Here is a 21,411-nt window from a genome sequence, read left to right on the forward strand (position 1 = left end):
GCGCTCAGCTGCGATAGGGGATGTCTATTTCCACCCTCAGTCCGTCCTCGGCGTAACGCCGCTCGATCTTGCCATCGAGTTCGCGGGTGATGTTCATGTCGATCAGCTTGGTGCCGAAGCCGGTCTTCTCCGGTGCCGAAACGCCATTTGCGTTGCGCTCGGCCCAGTTGAGCACCAGCCGCCGCTTCTTGCCCTGGCCGTTCAGGCGCCAGTTTACCTTGAGACCGCCGACCGAATTGTCGCTGTCGCCATACTTCAACGCGTTGGTCGCAAGCTCATGGAAGGTCAGGCCCAGCGCCTGCGTCGTCGTTTCGTCGAGTTCCACGACAGGCCCGGTCATCATGTCGCCGGGCAGTTCCTTGCCGAACACCTGCCCCAGCTCGATGCGCAGCAACTCGCCGAGATCGGCCTTTTGCCAGCGCGAGCGGGTCAGCATGTCCTGCGATGCCGCCATTGCCTGAAGCCGCGCCGAGAACGACGACGAGAACTCGTCGATGCTTTCGGAGTGCGCCGCCGTCTGCCGCGCCATCGCCAGCACGCGGGCGATCGAGTTCTTGATGCGATGCTTCATTTCCTGAAGCATCAGGTCCTTTTCCAGCAGGCTCTTTTCGGTCGTCTCGTGGAGCTGCGCCGCAGCCTCATAAGCTCGCTGCTGATAGCGCGCGACAAGCGCGATGGCACCCGCCAGCACCAGCCCGAAAACCCCGAGCATCAGCGGCGCGGCACGCGGTGATGGCGGCGCAAACGCGGTGCTCGGCTTGAAATTGACGGTCCACTTGCGGCCGGCGACGTTGGCCTCGCGCGTCACCGAGAACTCGTTGCCATAGCTGGGATCGGGCGGCACCTGCGAGCGGAACAACAGCGTGTCGTCGCCCATGGTCCCGTCGAAAACCTCCACCGCCACCGGCAGCAGCGGCGCCTTGCCGAGCGCTGCCTGGAACAGCTCCGACGTGCGGAAGGCGACATAGAGGAAACCGGCCGGCGCCGGGCCCTCGGCAGCCGGGCGGTCGACGCGCGAAAACACCAGGATCCCCGGCTGCTTTTCGTTGTCGCCCTGGCCGAGCAGCACCCTGCCGGTCGCCCTGGGTTCGCCCTGGGCGGCCATCGCCGATTCGATGGCGGGCCGGCGCAGCGGGTCGGTCGCCATGTCGTAGCCCATCGCATCGAGGCTGGCCTTGCTCATCGGCTCGAACAGCACGATGGGCGTCCGCCAGTTCAGCGTCGTCTCCGGAAACAGCGCACGGTCGATGCCGTAGCCGTCCTTCAGCTCACGCGTGACAGTCTCGCTCTGGCTGCTGTCGATCAGCCTGAGGAAGCCTATGCCGCGCAGGCTCGGGAAATTCTTCTCCGCATCGAGCGAGGCGAAGTAATCACGGAACTGGTCGCGTGAGAGATGGCCCTTCTGCGCCACGAACATCGCCTGCGTCGCGTGCAGCAGGGCAAGGTCGAATTCCAGCCTGCCCTCAATGCGGTTGAGCGCATCGTCGGCGACCGACTGGAACTTGATCCGCGCCGCCTCTACCGTTGCCAGATAGACGAGCCCGGCCATCGTCAGGCTGACGAGGGTCACGGCAACAAAGATCAGACTGGGAAAGTACTTTCTCAATTCCGGCTGGCTCGCGTCACCCACGAACCATTAAAGCACGATCGCGCAAAGGTGAAACTGCTTTTCGCGATCGTGCATTGAGCCAGATTGGTGGCGCCTGGGCCGGCAAAGCGCCTGTTCAGGCGGCGATCTGCATCGCTCCCGGTCCAGGTGTGGCGCCGGGCGGGCACTTGCCCAGGATGATCATGCCCAGCACTTCGTCCTTGGTCACATCCTCGGTGCGGGCCGTGCCGACGACCTGGCCGTTCTTCATCACGCAGACGCGGTCGGCGAGATCGAACACGTCGTGGATATCGTGGCTGATCAGGAAGATGCCGATGCCGTCGGCCTTGAGCTGCTTGACCAGCTCGCCGACCTGCGCCGTCTCCTGGGGGCCGAGTGCCGCCGTCGGCTCATCCATGATCAGGATGCGGGCGTTGAACAGGATGGCGCGCGCGATAGCCACCGACTGGCGCTGGCCGCCCGACAGCTTGCTGACCGGCTCCTTGAAGCGTTGGAAGCGCGGGTTGAGCCGGCCCATCACCTTGCGCGCCTCGGCCTCCATGGCGACGTCGTCGAGCGTGCCATAAGAGGTCATGATCTCGCGGCCGAGGAAGAGGTTGGCGGCAGCGTCGACATTGTCGGCCAACGCCAGCGTCTGGTAGATCGTCTCGATGCCATACTTCTTGGCGTCGCGCGGGTTGGCAATCGATGCCTCCTCGCCCCGGACCATGATCGTGCCGGCGTCGCGCTTGTAGGCGCCCGACAGGATCTTGATCAGCGTCGACTTGCCTGCGCCATTGTGGCCGAGCAGCGCCACCACTTCACCGGGATAGAGGTCGACCGAGGCGTCGTCGACGGCGCGGATGCCGCCGAAGGCGATGGAGATGTTCTTGAGGTCGACGAGCGGGATACGGGTCTGTTCCATGATCTTGGCTCCCGGATTTCGTTAGACGCGCTTGCGGTAGAGCGTGTCGAGCCACACGGCCACGACCAGCACCAGGCCAACGACGATGTTCTGCAGCGGCGTGTCGATGTTGAGCAGCACCATGCCCGACTGCAGCGACTGCATCAGCAGAGCGCCCAGCATGGCACCGGCAACCGTGCCGGAACCGCCGGCGAGCGAGGTGCCGCCGATGACCGCAGCAGCGATGACCAGAAGCTCGTCGAGCGTGCCGAGCGAATTGGTGGCCGAGTTCAGGCGGGCACTGGAAACCGCCGCGCTGATCGCCGCCAGCACGCCCATGATCATGAACACCTTCATGGTGATCCAGCGTGTGTTGATACCGGCGAGGTTGGCTGCTTCTGGATTACCGCCGATGGCGAAGACATAGCGGCCGAAGCGTGTGCGGTTGGTGACGAAGGTCATGACGATCCCCACCGTCACCGCGATCAGGACGGGAATGGCAATGCCGTGGGCGATGAACAGGCCGCCTTCGGGAATGGTGATGCCGTTGGCCTCGGCGTAGCGACGCACGATGCCGATCGGCCAGGGGTAGGAATTGGCGATCCAGATCGCGCCAAGGATGACACCGCAGGTGACGGTGCCGAGAAATGCCTCGGCCCAGACCGGGCGCAGCGGAAACTTGAAGCGCTTGCGTTGCTGGCGGCCGCGCAGCAGCAGGAACACCACGGCCAGGCATGCGACAAGACCGACGATCCAGCTCCACGTCGCGCCGATGGCGCCCTGCGGACCACCGCCCATCAGCTGGAAGGTCGCATCGAGCGGCGCGATCGTCTGGCCTGACGTGACCCACCAGGCCGCCCCGCGCCAGATCAGCAAGCCGCCCAGCGTCACGATGAAGGCGGGAACCTCCATGTAGGCGATGACGAAACCTTGCAGCGCGCCGATCATCAGGCCGAGTGCTATGCCTATGGCAAGCGCCAGTGCCCAGATCCACGGATTGCCGAGCTCGAGGCCGACGGCTTTGACAAGGAAATGCACCTGGGCAAAGCCCATCACCATCCCGATCAGGCCTTCGGCCGAGCCGACCGACAGATCGATGTTGCGCATGACGATAACCAGCACCATGCCGGTCGCCATGATCGCCACGGCGGACGCCTGCACCGACAGGTTCCAAAGATTGCGGGCGGTCAGGAAGGTGCGGCTGTCGAAATCGAGCGGATTGACGCCGAGGCGCAGGCTCGAAATCACCTGCAGGCCGACCCAGATCAGCAGCAGCGCGCCGACCATGCCGAGCATGCGGGTGTCGATCTCGGTTGCCTTGAGGAAACGGCCGACCGGGCTGAGTTCGGTCGTTCGCGCTCGGTCAGCCGGCGCGTTGGTTGTCGTGTCTGTCATTGTTACCTCCCGACCGGATAGCCGTCTAAGCGGCAGCCGGTGTGCGCATGATAGGGTCAATCCGCCATGTCATGAAGCGGGCGCTTTTGAAAAACGCCGCGGGCAAGCCGCGGCGTTTGACCGATCGGATGAAGCCGATCTTAGTTGCAGGCTGCGACCGAACCGGCCGCCACGCCCTGGCAGACCACGTCCTTGCCAACCCAGCCGGCGTCGATGACGACGTTGAGGTTGTCCTTGGTGATCGGAACCGGCGTCAGGAAGACCGAGTTGAGCTCGAGGCCACCAGGCGTCTTGAACTTGGTGACGTTGGCGATCTCTTCCATCTTCTTGCCATCGGCAAGCTGCGAGGCGATTTCAGCCGCGTTCTTGCCGAGTTCGCGTGCATCCTTCCACACCGACACGGTCTGGGTGCCGAGCGCGATGCGGTTCAGCGCGGCATGGTCGCCGTCCTGGCCGGAGACCGGAACCGAGCCGGCAAGGCCCTGTGCCTGGAGCGCAGCGATCGCGCCGCCGGCGGTGCCGTCGTTCGAAGCCACGACCGCATCGATCTTGTTGTCGTTGGCGGTCAGGAACTGCTCCATGTTCTTCTGGGCGTTGGCCGGCAGCCAGCCGTCGGTATAGGCCTCGCCGACATTCTTGATCTTGCCGGAGTCGACGGCTTCCTTGAGCACTTCCATCTGGCCAGCGAACAGGAAGTCGGCGTTCGGATCAGCACCCGAGCCCTTGATGAAGACGTAGTTGCCTTCAGGCTTGGCGGCGAACACGCCCTTGGCCTGCATGCGTCCGACTTCCTTGTTGTCGAAGGTCAGGTAGAAGGCGTCCTTGTTTTCGATCAGGCGGTCGTAGCCTACAACAGGAATACCTTCGGCGACGGCCTTGTCGACCGCCGGTCCGATGGCCGATGCGTCCTGAGCCAGGATGATCAGGGCGTTGGCGCCCTGCGAGATCAGGCTTTCGACGTCGGTCAGCTGCTTGGCCGGCGACGACTGCGCGTCAGCCGAGATGTACTTGTCGCCGGCGGCCTCGATGGCGGCCTTCATGGCGGCTTCGTCGGTCTTCCAGCGCTCTTCCTGGAAGTTCGACCAGGAGACACCGATGACCTTGTCCTTTGCCGAAGCCACTGCCGTAAGCGACAGAGTCATGGCAACACCCGCCAGGATGGCGGTGGTAAACTTTTTCATTATTTCCTCCCTGCGCCCAATGGGCGCGCCTACTTCGCGATAGCCCTTGGAGAAGCTCTTTTTTTCGAGCCTCGAAAAAATACTGACTCAATGCCCGGCCAGTGTCAACATGGTTTCGCGCGCGCTCCGTATTTTTTTCGGAGCCCGAAATAAATAGAGACAATTGGCGCAGGCTCTGTCACAATCACTTGGCGCGTAAGGGACTGCCGCTTAAGAAGGGCAGCGCTTCGCCGGGAGGAAGACGAGCACATGTCGGTCGGCATACGTCACGACGATCTGAGACGGCGCAACCGCGCCATGGTTATATCCGCTGTTCGCCGTGCCAGCCAGCCGTCGCGCACCGAAATCGCCGCCACCACCGGCCTCAGCCATTCGACGATCTCGACGATTTCCTCCGATCTCATTTCAGAAGGCATCCTCGCCGAAGCCAAGGTCAGCGAGCCGGTTTCGATGAAGCGCGGCCGGCCGCAGGTCGGGCTGACGCTCGAACCCAATGCCGCGTCGATCGTTGCCGTCGTGCTCTCGCTCAACAGCCTGTCCGCCGCCGTCATCGACTATGCCGGCAACACGGTCGTCGAGGAAACGAAGCGGCTGGTGACCCAGAAGATGACCGCCGAGGCGCTGATTGACGAGTGCGTCGCCATGGTCCGGCGGCTGATCGACGATGCTGCTGCCTCCGGCGGGACCGTGCTGCGCATCGCCATGGCCGTCCAGGGCATCACCGATGCCGCTTCGCGCAAGCTGTTGTGGTCGCCGATCACCCAGCACGACGACCTGCCTTTCGCCGACCGGTTCGAGCAGGAATTCGGCGTCCCGGTTTCGGTCGAAAACGACTGCAACATGATCGCCGAGGCTCTGCGCTGGCGCGATCCGGTGCGCTATCGCGACGATTTCATCGCCATCCTGTTGTCGCACGGCATCGGCATGGGCCTGGTCATCAAGGGCGAGTTGTTCACCGGCACGCAATCCTCGGGCGCCGAGTTCGGCCACATGGTCCACCGGCCCGACGGAGCGCTCTGCCGCTGCGGCCGCCGCGGCTGCATCGAGGCCTATGCCGGCAACTACGCCATCTGGCGCAACGCCAGAATTGGCGACGAGAACGCCGAACCGCTGGCCGACCTGTCCGACGACGACATCAGGTCGATTGCCGATGCCGCCCGCGACCATGACGGCCCCGAGCGCGAAGCCTTCCGCAGGGCCGGCGAGGCGATCGGCTTCGGTTTAGGCTCGATGTTCGCCCTGTTCGACCCTGCCCCCCTCGCCTTCGTCGGCGTCGGTGCAACAGCCTTCGACATCATGGAGCCGCATGTGCGCGCTGCCATCGCCAAGACAGCAGGCGGGCTGCATTCCAAGGCGATCTCGTTCGACACCGAACCCAACGAGGTTCCGCTCAAGCGCGAGGGCGCGATGATGCGCGCCCTGCTCACCGTCGATCAGGAAATCTTTGCCGCAGGCACGGCACCTCGCCGCGCCGATGCCGATGTCGCCTAGAGCCAGATCCCGAAAGGGACAGAAGCCCGGCTAGTCCTCGCGGATGGCGTAACCGGCGCCGCGGATGGTGCGGATCACGTCGGGCATGCGGCCATTGTTGACCGCCTTGCGCAAGCGTCCGACATGGACGTCGACGGTGCGTTCGTCGATGTAGATCGTCTCGCCCCAGACATTGTCGAGCAGCTGGCTGCGCGAGAACACCCGGCCCGGATGCCGCATCATGAATTCGAGCAGGCGGAATTCGGTCGGCCCGAGCTTGATCTCGCTCTTCTTGCGGTAGACCCGGTGCGACTCGCGGTCGAGCATGATGTCGCCGACCTTGAGCACTGACGACAGCACCTCGGGCTTGGCCCGGCGCAGCAGCGCCTTGACGCGCGCCATGAACTCCGGCGTCGAGAACGGCTTGACCAGATAGTCGTCGGCGCCCGTCGAAAGCCCGCGCACCCGGTCGCTCTCTTCGCCGCGCGCGGTCAGCATGATGATCGGCAGGCGTTCGGTGTCCGGGCGCATCCTGAGCCGGCGGCACAGTTCGATACCTGACAACGCAGGCACCATCCAGTCGAGCACCAGAAGGTCGGGCACGTTTTCCTGGAGCCGGATTTCGGCCTCGTCGCCACGCGTGACGACTTCGACCTGGTAGCCTTCGGATTCGAGATTGTAACGAAGCAGCACGCCCAGCGGCTCTTCGTCTTCGACGACCATGACCTTGGGAGCGATCATCGGCTATACCTTGTCCTTGCGCATGGCCGCTTCTGGACCATGCGCTGATTTAACCTATGCAGCGCCCCCGCGCCAAACGCATGCGGTTGCGGAAGTGCTCAGGCCGGAACCGTCGTCGTGGTCTCGTCGACCTTTGGCCGATTCAGCGGCAGCTGCGTACCTGTCACGACGAAATAGGCGTTCTCGGCGATGTTGGTGACGTGGTCGCCGATGCGCTCGAGGTTCTTGGCACAGAACAGCAGATGCGTGCAGGCCGTGATGTTGCGCGGATCTTCCATCATGTAGGTCAGGAGCTCGCGGAACACGGCGGTGTACTGGATGTCGATCTTCTGGTCGTCGGCGCGCAGGTTCTTCAGGCCTTCGGCCTGGCGTGCGACATAAAGATCAACGACGCCGCGAACCTGGCCGAGCACCAGCTGCGCCATCGCGTCGATCGAATGCGAGAGGTTGCGCGGGGTCGGCGACTGGCCAACGGCGCCAACACGCTTGGCGATGTTCTTGGCGAGGTCGCCGATGCGCTCGAGATCGCCCGCCATGCGGATGGCGCCGACGACGGCGCGCAGGTCCTGCGCCATCGGCTGGCGCTTGGCGATCAGTGTGATCGCGGAATTGTCGAGATCGCGCTGCTTGGCATCCATGATCGTGTCATCAGCCACGACGTTCTGCGCCAGCGCCTGGTCAGATGACAAAAGCGCGCGGATGGCGCCAGCCACCATCGCGCCGGCGAGATCGCCCATGTCGCGGATGAGCTGGTCGACGTGCTGGAGTTCTTCGTCGAAGGACCGGACTGTATGTTCGCCCATGATTTCTTCCTCGTATCGTGTGCCGCGACGAAACCCACTCAGCCGAAGCGGCCGGTGATGTAGTCCTGCGTCCGCTTGTCGTCGGGGTTGGTGAACATCTTGTCGGTCGGGCCTTCCTCGACGAGATAGCCGAGGTGGAACATCGCCGTGCGCTGCGACACGCGTGCCGCCTGCTGCATCGAGTGCGTGACGATGACGATCGTGTAGTTCTCGCGCAGTTCGTCGATCAGCTCTTCGACCTTGGCGGTAGCGATCGGATCGAGCGCCGAGCACGGCTCGTCCATCAGGATCACCTCGGGCGAAACCGCGATAGCGCGCGCGATGCAAAGGCGCTGCTGCTGGCCACCCGACAGGCCGGTGCCCGGCTCGTTGAGACGGTCCTTGGCTTCGTTCCAGAGCGCGGCCTTCTGCAGGGACTTCTCGACGATGATGTCGAGCTCGGCCTTGTTCTTGGCCAGGCCATGGATGCGCGGGCCGTAGGCAACGTTCTCGTAGATCGATTTCGGGAACGGGTTCGGCTTCTGGAACACCATTCCGACGCGAGCGCGCAGCTCGACGACGTCGATCTTGGGATCGTAGATGTCCTCGCTGTCGAGGGTGATCTTGCCGCCGACGCGGGCCGCATCGATGGTGTCGTTCATGCGGTTGAGGCAACGCAGGAAGGTCGACTTGCCGCAGCCCGACGGGCCGATCAGCGCCGTCACCTGGTTCTGGCGAACGTCGAGGTCGACGCCGAACAACGCTTGCTTGTCGCCATAGTGCACGGTGACCTTGTCGCCGCGCATCTTGATGATTTCGTTCGTTCTGGCGTTCATCTCAGCATTCACCGCGTCGTCGAGGGATTTTTCGGTCATGATGTTCATAGCAGGATGCTCCTTGTCCATGCCCTACCAGCGGCGCTCGAAGCGGCGGCGGAGGACGATGGCGACGATGTTCATGGCCATGAGGAAAATCAGAAGGATGATGATGGCGCCCGACATGCGCTCGACGAAGGCGCGTTCGGCCTCGTTCGCCCACATGTAGATCTGCACCGGCAAGGCCGTCGCCGGGTCGAAAGGCGTCTTGGGATAGTCGGCGACGAAGGCGACCATGCCGATCAAGAGCAGCGGTGCGGTCTCGCCGAGCGCGCGCGCCAGGCCGATGATCGTGCCGGTCAGGATGCCGGGGGCGGCCAGCGGCAGGATGTGCTGGAACACCATCTGCATCTTCGACGCGCCGAGGCCAAGGGCTGCCGAGCGGATCGACGGCGGCACGGCGGCAAGGGCGGCGCGCGTCGCGATGATGATCGTCGGCAGCGTCATCAGCGTCAGCACCAGGCCGCCGACGAAGGAGGCCGAGCGCGGCAGGCCGAGGAAGTTGATGAACACGGCCAGGCCGAGCAGACCGAAGACGATCGACGGCACCGCGGCGAGGTTGTTGATGTTCACTTCGATCAGGTCGGTGAAGCGGCTCTTCTTGGCGAACTCTTCCAGATAGATCGAGGCGGCGACGCCGATCGGCAGCGCCAGAAGCAGCACGATCACCATCATGTAGAACGAGCCGATGAGGGCGACGCCAACACCAGAGGTTTCAGGACGGCTCGATGCGCCGTAGCTGAACAGGCCGGTGTTGAAGTGCTCGGCCATCACGCCTTCGGCCTTGAGCTTGTTCATCCACTCGACCTGCTGGTCCGACACCTTGCGGCGGCTTTCCGGCACCTCGAGGTCGATCTGGCCCTTGAAGGCCGAGTCGAGATTGGCAGCGGCGAGGATGTCGACGTTGCGCGTCGTGCCGATCACCGATGGGTCGGCGGCGACGATCGCCCTGAGCTGGACGCGCGAGCTGTCGGACAGGAAGCCCTTGAGCTTGCGCACCTCGGCCTTGTCGTTCGGGTCGATGCCGAGCTTTTCGATCAGTGCGGCCTCGGCAAGCTTGGGATAGTTCGCCGTGATCAGCACGTTCGGATCGGTCGCCCGCTTGTTGGACGGGTCGATGACCTTCTCGTCGAAGTTGATCGCCAGCGTCACCGTCGTCTGCCAGAAGGCGGTGTAGCCCTTGGAAACGATCGAGGTCAGCATCACGGCCAGGAATGCAAGGCCGATGGCAATCGCCAGCACGCCATAGAGGCGGAAGCGGCGTTCGGCGGCGTAGCGCTTCTTGAGGCCGATGTCGCGGCGCGGACGGGCAGCCGACGCAGTCAGCGTGTCGAGCGAAATATCGGTCATTCGTACTGCTCCCGGTACTTCCGGACGATGTAAAGGGCGACGATGTTCATCACCAGCGTCAGCGCGAACAGCGTGATGCCAAGCGCGAAGGCCACCAGCGTCTGCGGCGTGTTGAACTCAAGGTCGCCGGTCAGCTGGTTGACGATCTTGACCGTGATGGTGGTCATCGCCTCGAAAGGATTGATCGTAAGGTTCGCCGCCACGCCCGCTGCCAGCACCACGATCATTGTTTCGCCGATGGCGCGCGAGGCGGTGAGCAGGATGGCACCGACGATGCCCGGCAAGGCGGCTGGGAGGATGACGCGCTTGATCGTTTCCGAGCGCGTGGCGCCGAGGCCGAGCGAGCCGTCGCGCATGGCGCGCGGCACCGCGGTGATGATGTCGTCGGAGAGCGACGAGACGACCGGGATCAGCATCACGCCCATCACCAGGCCGGCAGTCAGGATCGACTGCGCCTGGATGAACGGGGTGCCGCCGGTCAGCGCCGCGCTGATGTCGCGCAGGAAGGGTCCAAGCGTAACGAGCGCGAAGATACCGTAGACGATGGTCGGGATGCCGGCGAGCAGCTCGAGCGCCGGCTTGACCACCGCACGTACCTTGGGGGCGGCATATTCCGACATGTAGACCGCCGACATCAGGCCGATCGGCACCGCGACGAGCAATGCGACGAAAGCGATGTAGAGCGTGCCGGCGAGCAGCGGGATCAGGCCGAACTGGCCTTCGCTGGCGCCTGCGCCAGCAGCAGCGAAGCGCGGATCCCATACCGTGCCGAAGAAGAAGTTGGTCAGCGGCACCTTCTCGAAGAAGGCGATGGTCTGGAACAGCATCGACAAGACGATGCCGATGGTCGTCAGGATGGCGAGCGTCGAGGCGCCGAGCAGGCTCCAGAGCATCACCTTCTCGACATTGTTGCGCGCCCTGGCGCGGGGGCTGATGCCCTTCAGGCCGTAACCGACGCCTATCAAGGCGAGGCCGATCGAGACGACGGCCGAGATCATGCCGAGACGATCGGAGACGCGGTTGGCGTCCGTTGCGATCGGGATCATGTAGTCCTGCGTGTCGGGCGCCAGCGCCACGCCCTTTGCGGCGAGCATCGGCTGCAACTCGGCAAAGCTCGAAGGCAGTGCTGCAAGCGTCTGGCTGTCGAGCTTGCGCAGCCCGCTGGCGAGGCTCTTGACCAGGCCGGCGGCCAGATCTTCATGCGCGACGGTGCCGTCGGCGACATCGGCCGGCAGGGACGAATGGATGTGGCTGTTGAGATAGGCACTGGCGCCGATATCCCAAGCGGCGAGGAACAGCACCGCCGGCACGACGCCGGTCAGGAATGCCCACCAGCCATGGTAGTGCGCCCGCGAGTGCGGCTTGACGGTTCCGTCGTCCTGCGCGCGCGCCCTTTGTCGGCCGACCACGAAGGCCGCCAGACCTATTGCGAGCACGATGGCGAAGACAAGCAGGAATGACATGGGCCGGCCTCGGTGAATTCGGTTCTCTGTGCCGAACGGGACAGTCGGCGGAATATTCCATGGGGCGGCGGATTTTTCCGTCGCCCCATGGCAGTTCGATATTACATGGTCTTGCCGGCGCCGAAGGCTTCGCGCTGGGCAGCGCGCTCTGCGTCAGGAGCAGCAACCAGGCCGTAGTCGGCAAGCGGGCTTTCCGGGCCGACCATCTGGTCGTCGAGGAAGAACTCGACATATTCCTTCAGGCCGGGAACGACGCCGAGATGTGCCTTCTTGACGTAGAAGAACAGCGGACGGGACACCGGATACTCGCCCTTGGCGATGGTCTCGACCGAAGGCGTGATGCCGCCGACGGTGGCGACCTTCAGCTTGTCGGCGTTGTTTTCGTAGAAGGCCAGGCCGAACACGCCGACGCCGGTCTTGTTCGAGTCGATGCGAGCCAGCGTCTCGGAGTAGTCGCCGTCGATGTCGACAGCCTTGCCATCCTTGCGCACGGCCTTGCAGGCAGCTTCCGCAGCCTTGTCGTCGAGGCCCGAAGCTTTGCCGGCGTCAACGCCGCCGAGCTTCTTGCAGCCGGCGATCAGCAGCTTCTCTTCGAACACTTCACGGGTGCCGTGCTTTTCGCCCGGGATGTAGGCAGCGATGTCCCAGTCGGGCAGGTTCGGGTTGACCTGGTTCCACTTGGTGTTCGGGTTGTCGACCAGCTTGCCGTCGACAGCGATCTTGGCGGCCAGCGCCTTGTAGACGTCCTCAGGGGTCAGCGCCCAGTCCGGGCCCTTGACGTCGGTTGCGAAGACAATGCCGTCATAGCCGATCTTCACTTCCTGGATGTCCTTGACGCCGGCGTCGACGCAGGACTTCACTTCGTCCTTCTTCATCGGACGCGAGGAGTTGGCGATGTCGATGGTGTTCTCGCCGACGCCCTTGCAGAATTCCTTGATGCCAGCGCCCGAGCCGCCCGATTCAACGACGGGGGTCTTGAAGTTGGTGAAGGTCTCGCCGAACTGTTCGGCAACGATCTTTGCATAGGGCAGAACGGTCGAGGAACCGGCAACCTGGATCTGGTCGCGGGCCGAGGCATAGCCTACCGAGGCTGCGATCGCGAAGGCAGCAGCCGACGCAGTGAGAAGAGCTTTTTTCATTGGGGCCTGCTCCTGTTGGAGTATCTCTTATGACGCCATTCCTCGGCGCCCGGTGAGCCAATAGCCCCCCTCTATTACAGTTGCATGACAGTTTCGTGTCACCCCTGTAACGGTTGCTGTGCATGGCGCTGAAGGGGTCGTTTCCTCGGTCCTTTGCCGGCGCGAGGCAAACTACAGGCAGGCAACGAAAGCAAGCCGCCTACCCAGCGGCAGGCCGGTCTTTGGCGTGCAGTACCGTCACATTTCCACAGTCTTTGAGAGCCGGCCGGAAGCTGTGTCCTGGATTCGGGTCAGACGGCGCCGCGGCGCTCCTCGTCCTGCCACGACCAGCGCTCGATCTTTTCGAGCAGCGCGCGCGGGCTGATCGGCTTGGGCAGGTAGTCGTCCATGCCAGCTTCGAGGCAGCGTTCTTTATCGCCTTTCAGCGCGTGCGCGGTGACGCCGATGATCGGCACGCGCATGCCGGTGCCGCGTTCGAGCTTGCGGATTTCGCTCGTTGCTTCGAGCCCGTTCATCTCGGGCATCGACACGTCCATCAGGATCATCCTGGGGCGACGCTCGCCATAGGCGGCAACCGCGCGCCGCCCATTGCCGACGATCTCGAAACTGAGCTCGGTCTCGGCCAGGATCTGGCTGAACACCATCTGGTTCACCTCGTTGTCTTCGGCAACGAGAATGTCGAGCCCGCCATCGCCGGCCGGCCGCTGGCCGCCGCGCAGACGGGTGGCTTGCGGCGCCGCGGCGCTTGAATGTTTAGCCGGCACTTGCGCATCGGCCATCTGCGCCGCTGTGAGGTTGGGCGCCCGCTTGCGCTGGATCGCCGCGACCAGCGCTTCCAAAAGCGCCGACGAGCGCGCCGGCTTGATCAGCTGGGCATCGATCGCAAGGTCGCGGTGCCCAGGCCCCGAAAGCGACTGGTCGACCGAGGTCAGCATGACGATGGGCGTCTCCGACAGGGTCGGCGACTGCCTGACGATCCGCGCCATCTCGGCGCCGGTCATGCCGGGCATCTGGTAGTCGAGCACGATGCAGTCGACGGTGACACCCATCGCCTGCGCCGCCTGCAGCACCTGCAGGCCCTCGGCGCCGCTCTTGGCGGCACAGGAATCGAAACCCCATGACAGCATCTGCTCGGTCAGGATCGTGCGGTTGACCGCATTGTCGTCGACGATCAGCACGCGCGCGCCAGTCACGTCGATCAGGGCAGCCGGCCGCGTCTCCAGCCGACCGGCATTGGGCAGCGTCAGCGTGAACCAGAAGGTCGAGCCGGCCCCCTCGCCACTTTCCACGCCGATCTCGCCGCCCATCATGTCGACGAGGCGCGAGGTAATGGCGAGGCCGAGGCCGGTACCTTCGTGCCGTCGCGTCGACGACGCATCGACCTGGCTGAACTTCTCGAACACCAGCTTGAGTTTGGCCTCGGGAATGCCGATGCCGGTATCGGTCACCGCTACATGCAGCTTGGTCTGCTCGCCGTCGCTACGCCCCGTCACGTCGACCAGCACATGGCCGGAATCGGTGAACTTCACCGCGTTGCCGAGCAGGTTGGTGATGATCTGCCTGATGCGGCCGACATCGCCGACATAGAGGTGCCGGAGATCGGGCTGCATCCTGACGATCAGCTCGAGGTCCTTCTCCTTGGCACGCGTCGACATCAGCGTTGCGACGTCCTCGATCGCCTCCGACAGGTTGAACGGGATCGGGTCGAGCACCAGCTGGCCGGCATCGATCTTCGAGAAGTCAAGGATGTCGTTGATGATCGTCAGCAGCGCGTTGCCTGATTTGACGATGATGTCGGTGAAGGTCTTCTGCTTGGGGTCGAGGTCGGATTTCGCCAGAAGCTCGGCCATGCCGAGCACGCCGTTCATCGGCGTGCGGATCTCGTGGCTCATATTGGCGAGGAATTCGGACTTGGCCCGGTCCGCCAGCACCGCCCGGCGCTGCGCTTCCTCGAGCTCGACCTCGCGCTGCTTGAGTTCGGTGATGTCGGTCGTCGAGCCGATCAGGTAGAGCGATCCGTCAGATGCGACCATCGCGCCCTTGCGCGCGAACTGGTGGCGCACCATCCCGTCGGCGCATGTCGCCGTCTCTTCGATCTCCACCGTCGTGCCACGGCGCATGACCTCGCGGTCGGCCTCCATGAAGGGCTCGCCCTCGGCGCCGAAAATCTCCAGGTCGGTCTTGCCGATGGCTTCTTCCTTGGAATAGCCGGTCAGCTCGCACCAGCCCTGGTTGACATACATCAGCCTGAGGTCGGCGTGCTTGGCGTAGATCGACACCGGAACATTGTCGATCAGGCTGCGGAACACTTCGTTCTCGCGCATCGAGTCCTGCAGCGCGCGCTCGCGCTGCTTGAGTTCGGTGATGTCGACGCGCACGCCGATGAAGGTGCCGTCGGCCAGCCGCTGGTCGAAGATCTGGTACCAGCGCCCATCGGGATTGCGCCGCTCCCTAACCGCCTGGCTGGAGTGGTAGCGTTCCATCATGCCCTCGACCCAGGCGTCGGGATCGGCGTCATAAAGGGCGTCAAGGTCGTCGTCGCTGGTGTCGCGGAAATAGCCCGAGCGCTGCGCCGCCACCATGCTGTCACGCAGCGTGCGGCCTTCGGCCAGCACGTCATGCAGTGCCGGCAAGGCGCTCTTGAGCTTGCGGTTGGCGAGCACGAAACGGTCGTCGCGATCATAGATGACGACGCCTGCCGGCAGCGATTCCAGCACCTCGGCCAGCCGGTGGCGGGCCTCGACGGCCTCGACCTCGCGGCGCTTCATCTCGCTGACGTCGTAGTAGGAGACCAGCCGCTTGCCACCGGACAGGGCGGTGACCGAATAGATCATGGTGCAGCCGTCGGCACGGCGGAATTCGCGCGGCGCGACGTCGCCGGCCGAAATCTCGGACTCGCGCAGGGCGACGTAGCTTTCCCAATCCGCGTCGGCGACGGCATAGACGCCGCTGTAGCGGTTGATGTCCATCAGCGCCCGGAACGGGCAGCCGACGGCGACCTGGCCGATGGTGAGTTTCCAGATGTCGTGGAAGGCCCGATTGATGAACTGCACGTTGAGGCCGGCATCGACCAGCACCACGCCCATGTTCATCGATTCGATGGTGCGTTCGAGATCGGCATAAGGCAGGTCGAGATCGTCCAGGGCCCGCGCGCCGCCAGCCTCGTTCGTCAGTTCCCGCTCATTGGCCGGCTCGCCGGTCGGATCGTTGGCGTCCGAGCCCAGAATTTTCCGCATCCGTCAGCCCTGCATGCATGGCGCGATGCTGCTCCCCCGCAGACCGCCACGACAAACCTTGCCGCAGAAGCATTAACGACTGACTAACCTTAACGCAGCAGAGCCTCACATGAGCAATTGCAGATGTAACTGGAGCGAGAACCCGCAGAAAACTGCACCGAACCTGCGTTTACTTTCCGCAACGTCAGAATCGGGCAATAGGGAAACGGCCCCGAGCGGAGCCAGGTCGACCCGAAACCTCCGCCCTAGTCGTCATTGGCGGCGTTGAGTTCTTCTGGCCGCATGCCGCCATTGGGATCGACGAGACCGAGCGACCGCGCCAGGATCAGCCGGCGCGACTTCAGCAAGGGCGACAGTGCCGCCTGCACATCGGGCATGCGCGGGTTGCGCTCATGCGCGGCAACAGCCGCATCGTCGGCATAAAGCTCGTTGACCATCACCTTGTTGGCGATCGGCGTGCCGTCGCGCTCCACCGGCTTGATGACCTCGAAGCGCAGGCAACCCGGCTCTTCCTGCAGCGTAGCGCGGGCATGTTCCGAAATCAGGTCGAGGAACTGCTCCTCCGCCCCGTCCACTGTCTCGAATTCGACGATGATGGTCATTTCAGCCAAGAGCTTATGCCTTTCCTGCGATCCTGCCGGGCAGCGGCGGTGACGTCAGGCTAAGTCATGCAGGCAGCGTTGGAAAGGCCAAGTCACGGGCCTTGAGGCGCACCGGCGGGCGAAGGGTTGTGCAGCCCGCCGGGCGTTGCCAAAGACGCGCACTCGATACATTGCGCACATGAATGGTGGGGAGTTGATGGTGAACAAATGATGAAGGCAAACGATCACTGTCGGTGACCTGATGTAACGTAAGCCCGCCTCAAGGGAACCATTTCCCGCCCCGGAGAGTTGCGTTCTGGCACACCGGGCGTGGTCTTTTCCTTTCAGCCACGCCCAGAAAGGGCCTGCCGTTCCCCTCCTGGCGGGCCCTTTCGCCTGTTTTCGGGCGCCTTTTCCTGCAACTCCGTTGCAACCCAGAGTGACTCGACATCACACAGGTTGTAGAGCAGAATTTCCGCCCTGAAATGACCCACGCCAGCATGCAACCTTTGCCTCAAGGAGGCATATTGATGCGATCGCCTGCGGCAGATGCTTCCACATACGTGACGATGCTGAACTCTATCCTCGTTCTATACCCTCGGGCATGAGCGCGGATTTAGTTATTGATCGCGATCAGCTTTGCTGACCGCGCAGCAAGCAGGCAAAAACTCAGCAGCAAAGCATAAGACAAAAGAACAAGCACCATATGGGAGAAGACTATGGAGCACGTACTTTTCACCCAGCCTAACTCCCCGATTTATCCCAGGGATCTCGCGCTTCTTCAGCATGTGTTCGACCAGATTTGCCACGAACGCGGCGAAGACCCGAGCTCCGTGTGGGCAAGCGAGATAGCGAGGACGCTCCTCAAGCTTTATCGTAGCGGCGTGCGTGACAAGGATCTGCTGCTGGCAAGCATACCCCGTTTCAGGGCAAGAGCCGCCGCCTGACCAAAAGGCGGACTGCAACCCCGAATTGATAGCCCGGAAGCGTCAGGCTTTCGGGACCGGGTGATGTCTACGCCAGCCCGCTGGCGTGCGTCACCAAGCCTCGGCATCGCCCTGATGTCGGGGCGCGCGGGTCATTCATCTCGATTCAAATTTCCAGATATTTTTTCCGCTCCATCATGACCTTTGGCGATCGATCTGCGGATTTGGTCCCGCCATTGATCCCGTTACGTCAAGCAGCGACAATGATGTCGACTGATTCTTTCCCGAAAACCGGGAAACGGGTTTCCGGGCAAGGTCACGCTCCAACGAGAAATTGGCGCTCGTTCCGAACAGGGACAGGCTCTAAGGCCCGGGCACATGTCGCGACGCATCGCAATGCTGCTTGCCGCCATCGCTGCCGTTGCCATGGCAACGACGGTCCATGCTGCCGAGAGCCGTGCCCGGCAGTTGCTGGTCGATCCGCACCAGCATGGCGTTGGCATCCTTTATGCGCGCTGGCCGTCCATCGCCGCCGACTACACCACCGCAATGATGCGCTATCGCATGGCGACCGAATATGAAGACCTGCCGCCGAGGACCTATCCCTTTGTCATGTTCTCGCGGCCGCCTTTCGGCGGGCCGTGGACCTGGACGGCGACCAACGGCTCCCATGCCCGGCGCCTCAAGGACGGCGCCTTGCACATCAGCCTGACCGACCAGCTCGGCAACTGGTTCGTCGAGATCCTGTGCGCCGACAGCGGTTGGCCGGTGTTTTCCTGCAGCGACGGCGTCCAGCGCATCGCCGCCGCCCCCGAGCCCCGCCTGCTCGTCATCGACGGCGTCGAATTCGCGCGGGTTCTGCCGAATGAGTGAGCGCTAGCCGGAGGCGACGGCCTTGTCGGTACGGGGTCTTGCGCGCTAAAGCGCGACAATGAGCGACACGAGCAAACGACCGATCATCTATTCCTCGCGGCATGCTGCGGAGGTAGAGGACCAACCCATTGCCGATATTGATCGCGACCCCCTTTTTACGGAATTGTTCGCGATAGCCCGCGAATACACGATGACTTCCAAGGAAGTGATGTTTTCGCTCTATCAGGCGGCCAGATATGTCGCCGTGCGTCAGATTCCAGGCGATTTCGTCGAGTGCGGTGTTTGGCGGGGCGGAAGCTCGCTTCTTGCAGCCCTCACCTTCCGGCATCTCGACAAGCCGGCGAAGCGCCATTTGCTCAAGAAACCTCGGCCAAGACAGCTCTGGCTCTACGATACGTTCGAAGGCATGACCGCGCCGACGGCTGCCGACGTCGACATCGGAGGCAACAGCGCCAGCGGATACATTGAGCAGTTCGCCGACGACGGGCGCTGGTGCTATGCGGATGCCGCTGACGTCCGCAATACGTTCGACACCAACGGCTTCGACGACAGCCAGGTACGGCTGGTCAAGGGCGACGTGCTGGAGACGCTCCGGAAACCGGTCCCCGAAGCGATATCCATCCTGCGGCTCGACACCGACTGGTACGAGTCGACCAAGCTTGAACTCGAAGTGCTTTATCCCCGCCTGGTAACGGGCGGGGTACTGATCATCGACGACTACGGGCATTGGGAGGGATCCCGCCAGGCCGTGGACGAACTCTTCGCCAAGACCCCGTCCCTTCTCCTGCATCGCACCAGCTACGCGGTCCGGACGGCGATCAAGCTCTAGCCCGGCGTCCGGAAGAAACAAAGCCCGGCACGAGGCCGGGCTTGTTTTGCAAGCACTGCGGTCAGAACTTGTAGCTGATGCCGGCGCGCACGGTGTGTTCCTTGAGATCGATATTGATACCTCCCGGGAACGCCTCGGAGCCGAAGTCGGCATAGCGGTACTCGAAACGGCCGATCCAGTTGTCGGTGAACGCATGCTCGATGCCGGCGCCCGCGGTCCAGCCGAGGAACGTATTGCTTTCGTCGTATGCCTGCATCTTCACATAGGTATTGGCGAAGCCCACGCCGCCGGTCGCGAAGATCAGCGTGCGGTCCATCGCGTAGCCGACACGCAGGCGTGCGCTGCCTTGCCAGTTGGTCCCGGCTTCGACAGGAATGTTCATCGGCAGGAAATCGGGAACACTGACGCGGACGACCAGATCCCGCTTGGTCCATGTATGCGAGATGTCAGCCTCGACGCCGGCGACGAAGTTGCCATTGAGCTGCCAATTGTAGCCCGCGTGGACGCCGAGCAGTCCGTTGTCGAAGCCGTCGATATCGAAGGGCCGTTCGGCCGTAGCGACATCGACCGTGCCGTTCAGCCAGGCATAGCCGCCATGCAGGCCGACATAACCACCGGTCCAGACAAAACCTGCCGGCGCTGCCGCGGGCGCCGGCTCGTGAGCAACCACATCGGCAGCAAAAGCGCTGCCTGCAACGGCAAGCAGGAAGGTCGAGGCAAGTAGAACTGTTTTCATGAAAAACCCCTGAAATGACGGGGCACAACACGGCAACTCTTCGTTGCCCTGAAACCTGACTGCTGCACGCCCTGCGGTGCGTGATAGGGGTTAGCTCCGCGCCCGGTAAACGACCAAATCTGGTGCTATCCTCCCGCTCCATCATGTTGTGGCAGTTCTGCCGCATCTGGCGGTGACGTCGTCGTGTCTCCGGCGACGTTTTGAACCGCCCAGCAATAGGCCTCGTCCAGCGCGGCAAATTTCTGCGCCTGCCACAGGAGATAATCGTCCAGGAACGTAGCCGACAGCCACAACACCCGCTGGTCCGATGCCTCCGCCCAGCCCATCAGTCCGCTTGTCTCCGCCTTCTTGAACATCCTGCGCAGGTTCGTGACGGAGATGAAGTATTGCGCGGCGAGGTCCGCCAGGCTGGAGGGGCCGACGACCACCTTGCCGTCCCGCGGCGTGAAGTCGTCGATGCGCGAGATGATTTCGTGCAGGATCATGCCGCCCAGTTCCGACTGCAGGAACGAATTGATGCTTTCGGCCGGATAGCGCCACACCGGGTTCTCGATGAGTCGGCGCGCGGCGCGCGGCTGTGCCGCCCGGAAGATCCTGCCGTCGGCCACGCAGCGGGCGTGGCGGCCGCCATTGTCCAGTTCATCGAGGCAGCTCATATGCCCCATGAACCACCCCGTCATCGCCTTGCGGCTCGCCTCGGTGGTGTCCAGCAGGCGCAGCCGCTTGTCGTGAGGGGTGGGGATCTCAGTCAGGAACTTGTAGGTCAAAAGCTCCTGCAGAAACGCCCGTGCCGTGTTGTGGCTCACCGCGCCGATGCTGGTGGCGATGTCGACAAGGCGCGACTGCGAAAGACCGGAGTGAGGGTCGTCCTCGGTGCGCTCGAGAGTCAGTGCATAAAGCGATTGGGTCATCAGCCATTTGCGGTGCGAAGCCTTGAGCCGTGCCAGCCTTGGCGTCTGCTCGTGGATGGCGATCAGATGCATCGCCAGGCGCCGATCGATGCGTGGAAAGAGCGGATGCGCAATCAGCTCCGCTGCGGTCATCGGGTCTGTCGACTGGTAGGGCGAACTCTGGACAGGCAGGTGCATTTGAAAGTCGCGATTGAAATTACATTGTTTGGCAATGAGCCCCTCTGGGCGGCTCGTGGCAGTAACCCGGCCAGTTGATATCAAGCAATCCTGAATTGAACATTGCTGACGCCTGCAGGAAAACCGATAGCACAGGGCGGTTTCGTGCCGGCTTGGCAAGTCCGGTGCTGTCGGCCAACGCTTTCTCCTGACTGCGCAATGCCACTGAACGACTGGCGCCGATACCAACCAACAACCACAGGACAAGGCCTCGG

Annotated in this window: 19 protein-coding genes; 4 read left to right on the forward strand and 15 right to left on the reverse strand. The window is 63.3% G+C overall.

The window, feature by feature from the left end; translation table 11 throughout:
* Positions 1-4: 4 nt before the first annotated feature.
* The 4 genes from ACSQ3E_RS27890 to xylF all read right to left on the reverse strand — a co-directional run bounded on the left by ACSQ3E_RS27890 (position 5) and on the right by xylF (position 5,068).
* Positions 5-1,606 carry a CHASE domain-containing protein gene (locus ACSQ3E_RS27890; protein WP_436125151.1) on the reverse strand — a complete coding sequence of 534 codons (1,602 nt, stop codon included), beginning with the start codon at positions 1,604-1,606 and terminating at the stop codon, positions 5-7.
* Positions 1,607-1,724: 118 nt separating this feature from the next.
* Entirely contained in the window at positions 1,725-2,513 is a 789-nt protein-coding gene (locus ACSQ3E_RS27895) for an ATP-binding cassette domain-containing protein (RefSeq protein WP_436125152.1), read from the reverse strand.
* Between the two features lie 21 nt (positions 2,514-2,534).
* On the reverse strand, positions 2,535-3,887 hold the full coding sequence (locus tag ACSQ3E_RS27900) for a sugar ABC transporter permease (protein WP_436125153.1): 1,353 nt from the start codon (positions 3,885-3,887) through the stop codon (positions 2,535-2,537).
* A 140-nt stretch (positions 3,888-4,027) separates the two neighbouring features.
* On the reverse strand, positions 4,028-5,068 hold the full coding sequence (gene xylF, locus ACSQ3E_RS27905; RefSeq protein WP_436125154.1) for a D-xylose ABC transporter substrate-binding protein: 1,041 nt from the start codon (positions 5,066-5,068) through the stop codon (positions 4,028-4,030).
* Between the two features lie 249 nt (positions 5,069-5,317).
* Here xylF and ACSQ3E_RS27910 point away from each other — a divergent pair, with 249 nt between their 5' ends.
* Positions 5,318-6,559 carry an ROK family protein gene (locus ACSQ3E_RS27910; RefSeq protein ID WP_436125155.1) on the forward strand — a complete coding sequence of 414 codons (1,242 nt, stop codon included), beginning with the start codon at positions 5,318-5,320 and terminating at the stop codon, positions 6,557-6,559.
* A gap of 30 nt (positions 6,560-6,589) precedes the next feature.
* Here ACSQ3E_RS27910 and phoB read toward each other — a convergent pair whose 3' ends face one another.
* The 8 genes from phoB to ACSQ3E_RS27950 form a co-directional block, all read right to left on the reverse strand.
* Complete coding sequence (phoB, locus tag ACSQ3E_RS27915; protein ID WP_067957297.1) at positions 6,590-7,279, reverse strand: phosphate regulon transcriptional regulator PhoB; 690 nt, start codon at positions 7,277-7,279, stop codon at positions 6,590-6,592.
* 98 nt (positions 7,280-7,377) lie between these two features.
* Complete coding sequence (phoU, locus tag ACSQ3E_RS27920; protein WP_436125156.1) at positions 7,378-8,082, reverse strand: phosphate signaling complex protein PhoU; 705 nt, start codon at positions 8,080-8,082, stop codon at positions 7,378-7,380.
* A gap of 38 nt (positions 8,083-8,120) precedes the next feature.
* Positions 8,121-8,945, reverse strand: a complete 825-nt coding sequence (gene pstB, locus ACSQ3E_RS27925) for a phosphate ABC transporter ATP-binding protein PstB (protein ID WP_436125157.1) — start codon at positions 8,943-8,945, stop codon at positions 8,121-8,123.
* A 24-nt stretch (positions 8,946-8,969) separates the two neighbouring features.
* The gene (gene pstA / locus ACSQ3E_RS27930) at positions 8,970-10,286 is read right to left on the reverse strand and encodes a phosphate ABC transporter permease PstA (protein WP_310321467.1); all 1,317 of its coding nucleotides are present in this window, start codon (positions 10,284-10,286) and stop codon (positions 8,970-8,972) included.
* Positions 10,283-11,749, reverse strand: coding sequence for a phosphate ABC transporter permease subunit PstC (pstC, locus tag ACSQ3E_RS27935; protein WP_436125158.1), 1,467 nt, complete (start codon positions 11,747-11,749; stop codon positions 10,283-10,285). Before pstC ends, pstA begins: the two co-directional genes overlap by 4 nt.
* Before the next feature lie 101 nt (positions 11,750-11,850).
* Positions 11,851-12,888 carry a PstS family phosphate ABC transporter substrate-binding protein gene (locus ACSQ3E_RS27940; protein ID WP_310321463.1) on the reverse strand — a complete coding sequence of 346 codons (1,038 nt, stop codon included), beginning with the start codon at positions 12,886-12,888 and terminating at the stop codon, positions 11,851-11,853.
* Between the two features lie 290 nt (positions 12,889-13,178).
* Entirely contained in the window at positions 13,179-16,124 is a 2,946-nt protein-coding gene (locus ACSQ3E_RS27945) for a response regulator (RefSeq protein ID WP_436125159.1), read from the reverse strand.
* Positions 16,125-16,369: 245 nt separating this feature from the next.
* The gene (locus tag ACSQ3E_RS27950) at positions 16,370-16,726 is read right to left on the reverse strand and encodes a putative quinol monooxygenase (RefSeq protein ID WP_310321752.1); all 357 of its coding nucleotides are present in this window, start codon (positions 16,724-16,726) and stop codon (positions 16,370-16,372) included.
* 698 nt (positions 16,727-17,424) lie between these two features.
* Here ACSQ3E_RS27950 and ACSQ3E_RS27955 point away from each other — a divergent pair.
* The 3 genes from ACSQ3E_RS27955 to ACSQ3E_RS27965 all read left to right on the forward strand — a co-directional run bounded on the left by ACSQ3E_RS27955 (position 17,425) and on the right by ACSQ3E_RS27965 (position 19,333).
* Complete coding sequence (locus ACSQ3E_RS27955; protein WP_067957276.1) at positions 17,425-17,652, forward strand: hypothetical protein; 228 nt, start codon at positions 17,425-17,427, stop codon at positions 17,650-17,652.
* A 357-nt stretch (positions 17,653-18,009) separates the two neighbouring features.
* Complete coding sequence (locus tag ACSQ3E_RS27960) at positions 18,010-18,504, forward strand: hypothetical protein (RefSeq protein WP_436125160.1); 495 nt, start codon at positions 18,010-18,012, stop codon at positions 18,502-18,504.
* A 58-nt stretch (positions 18,505-18,562) separates the two neighbouring features.
* A complete protein-coding gene (locus ACSQ3E_RS27965; protein WP_436125161.1) occupies positions 18,563-19,333 on the forward strand; it encodes a TylF/MycF/NovP-related O-methyltransferase in 771 nt (256 codons plus the stop codon).
* Positions 19,334-19,394: 61 nt separating this feature from the next.
* On the opposite strand, the gene ACSQ3E_RS27970 is transcribed toward ACSQ3E_RS27965, so the two are convergent.
* From ACSQ3E_RS27970 to ACSQ3E_RS27980, 3 genes are all read right to left on the reverse strand, one after another.
* On the reverse strand, positions 19,395-20,069 hold the full coding sequence (locus tag ACSQ3E_RS27970; protein ID WP_436125162.1) for an outer membrane protein: 675 nt from the start codon (positions 20,067-20,069) through the stop codon (positions 19,395-19,397).
* A gap of 125 nt (positions 20,070-20,194) precedes the next feature.
* Positions 20,195-21,157 carry a hypothetical protein gene (locus tag ACSQ3E_RS27975; RefSeq protein WP_436125163.1) on the reverse strand — a complete coding sequence of 321 codons (963 nt, stop codon included), beginning with the start codon at positions 21,155-21,157 and terminating at the stop codon, positions 20,195-20,197.
* 19 nt (positions 21,158-21,176) lie between these two features.
* Positions 21,177-21,411: hypothetical protein (locus tag ACSQ3E_RS27980; RefSeq protein ID WP_436125164.1), on the reverse strand; the 235-nt coding region annotated here is incomplete at its 5' end.

It is taken from the genome of Aminobacter sp. LjRoot7, from assembly GCF_964252895.1.
Taxonomy (GTDB): domain Bacteria; phylum Pseudomonadota; class Alphaproteobacteria; order Rhizobiales; family Rhizobiaceae; genus Aminobacter; species Aminobacter aminovorans_B.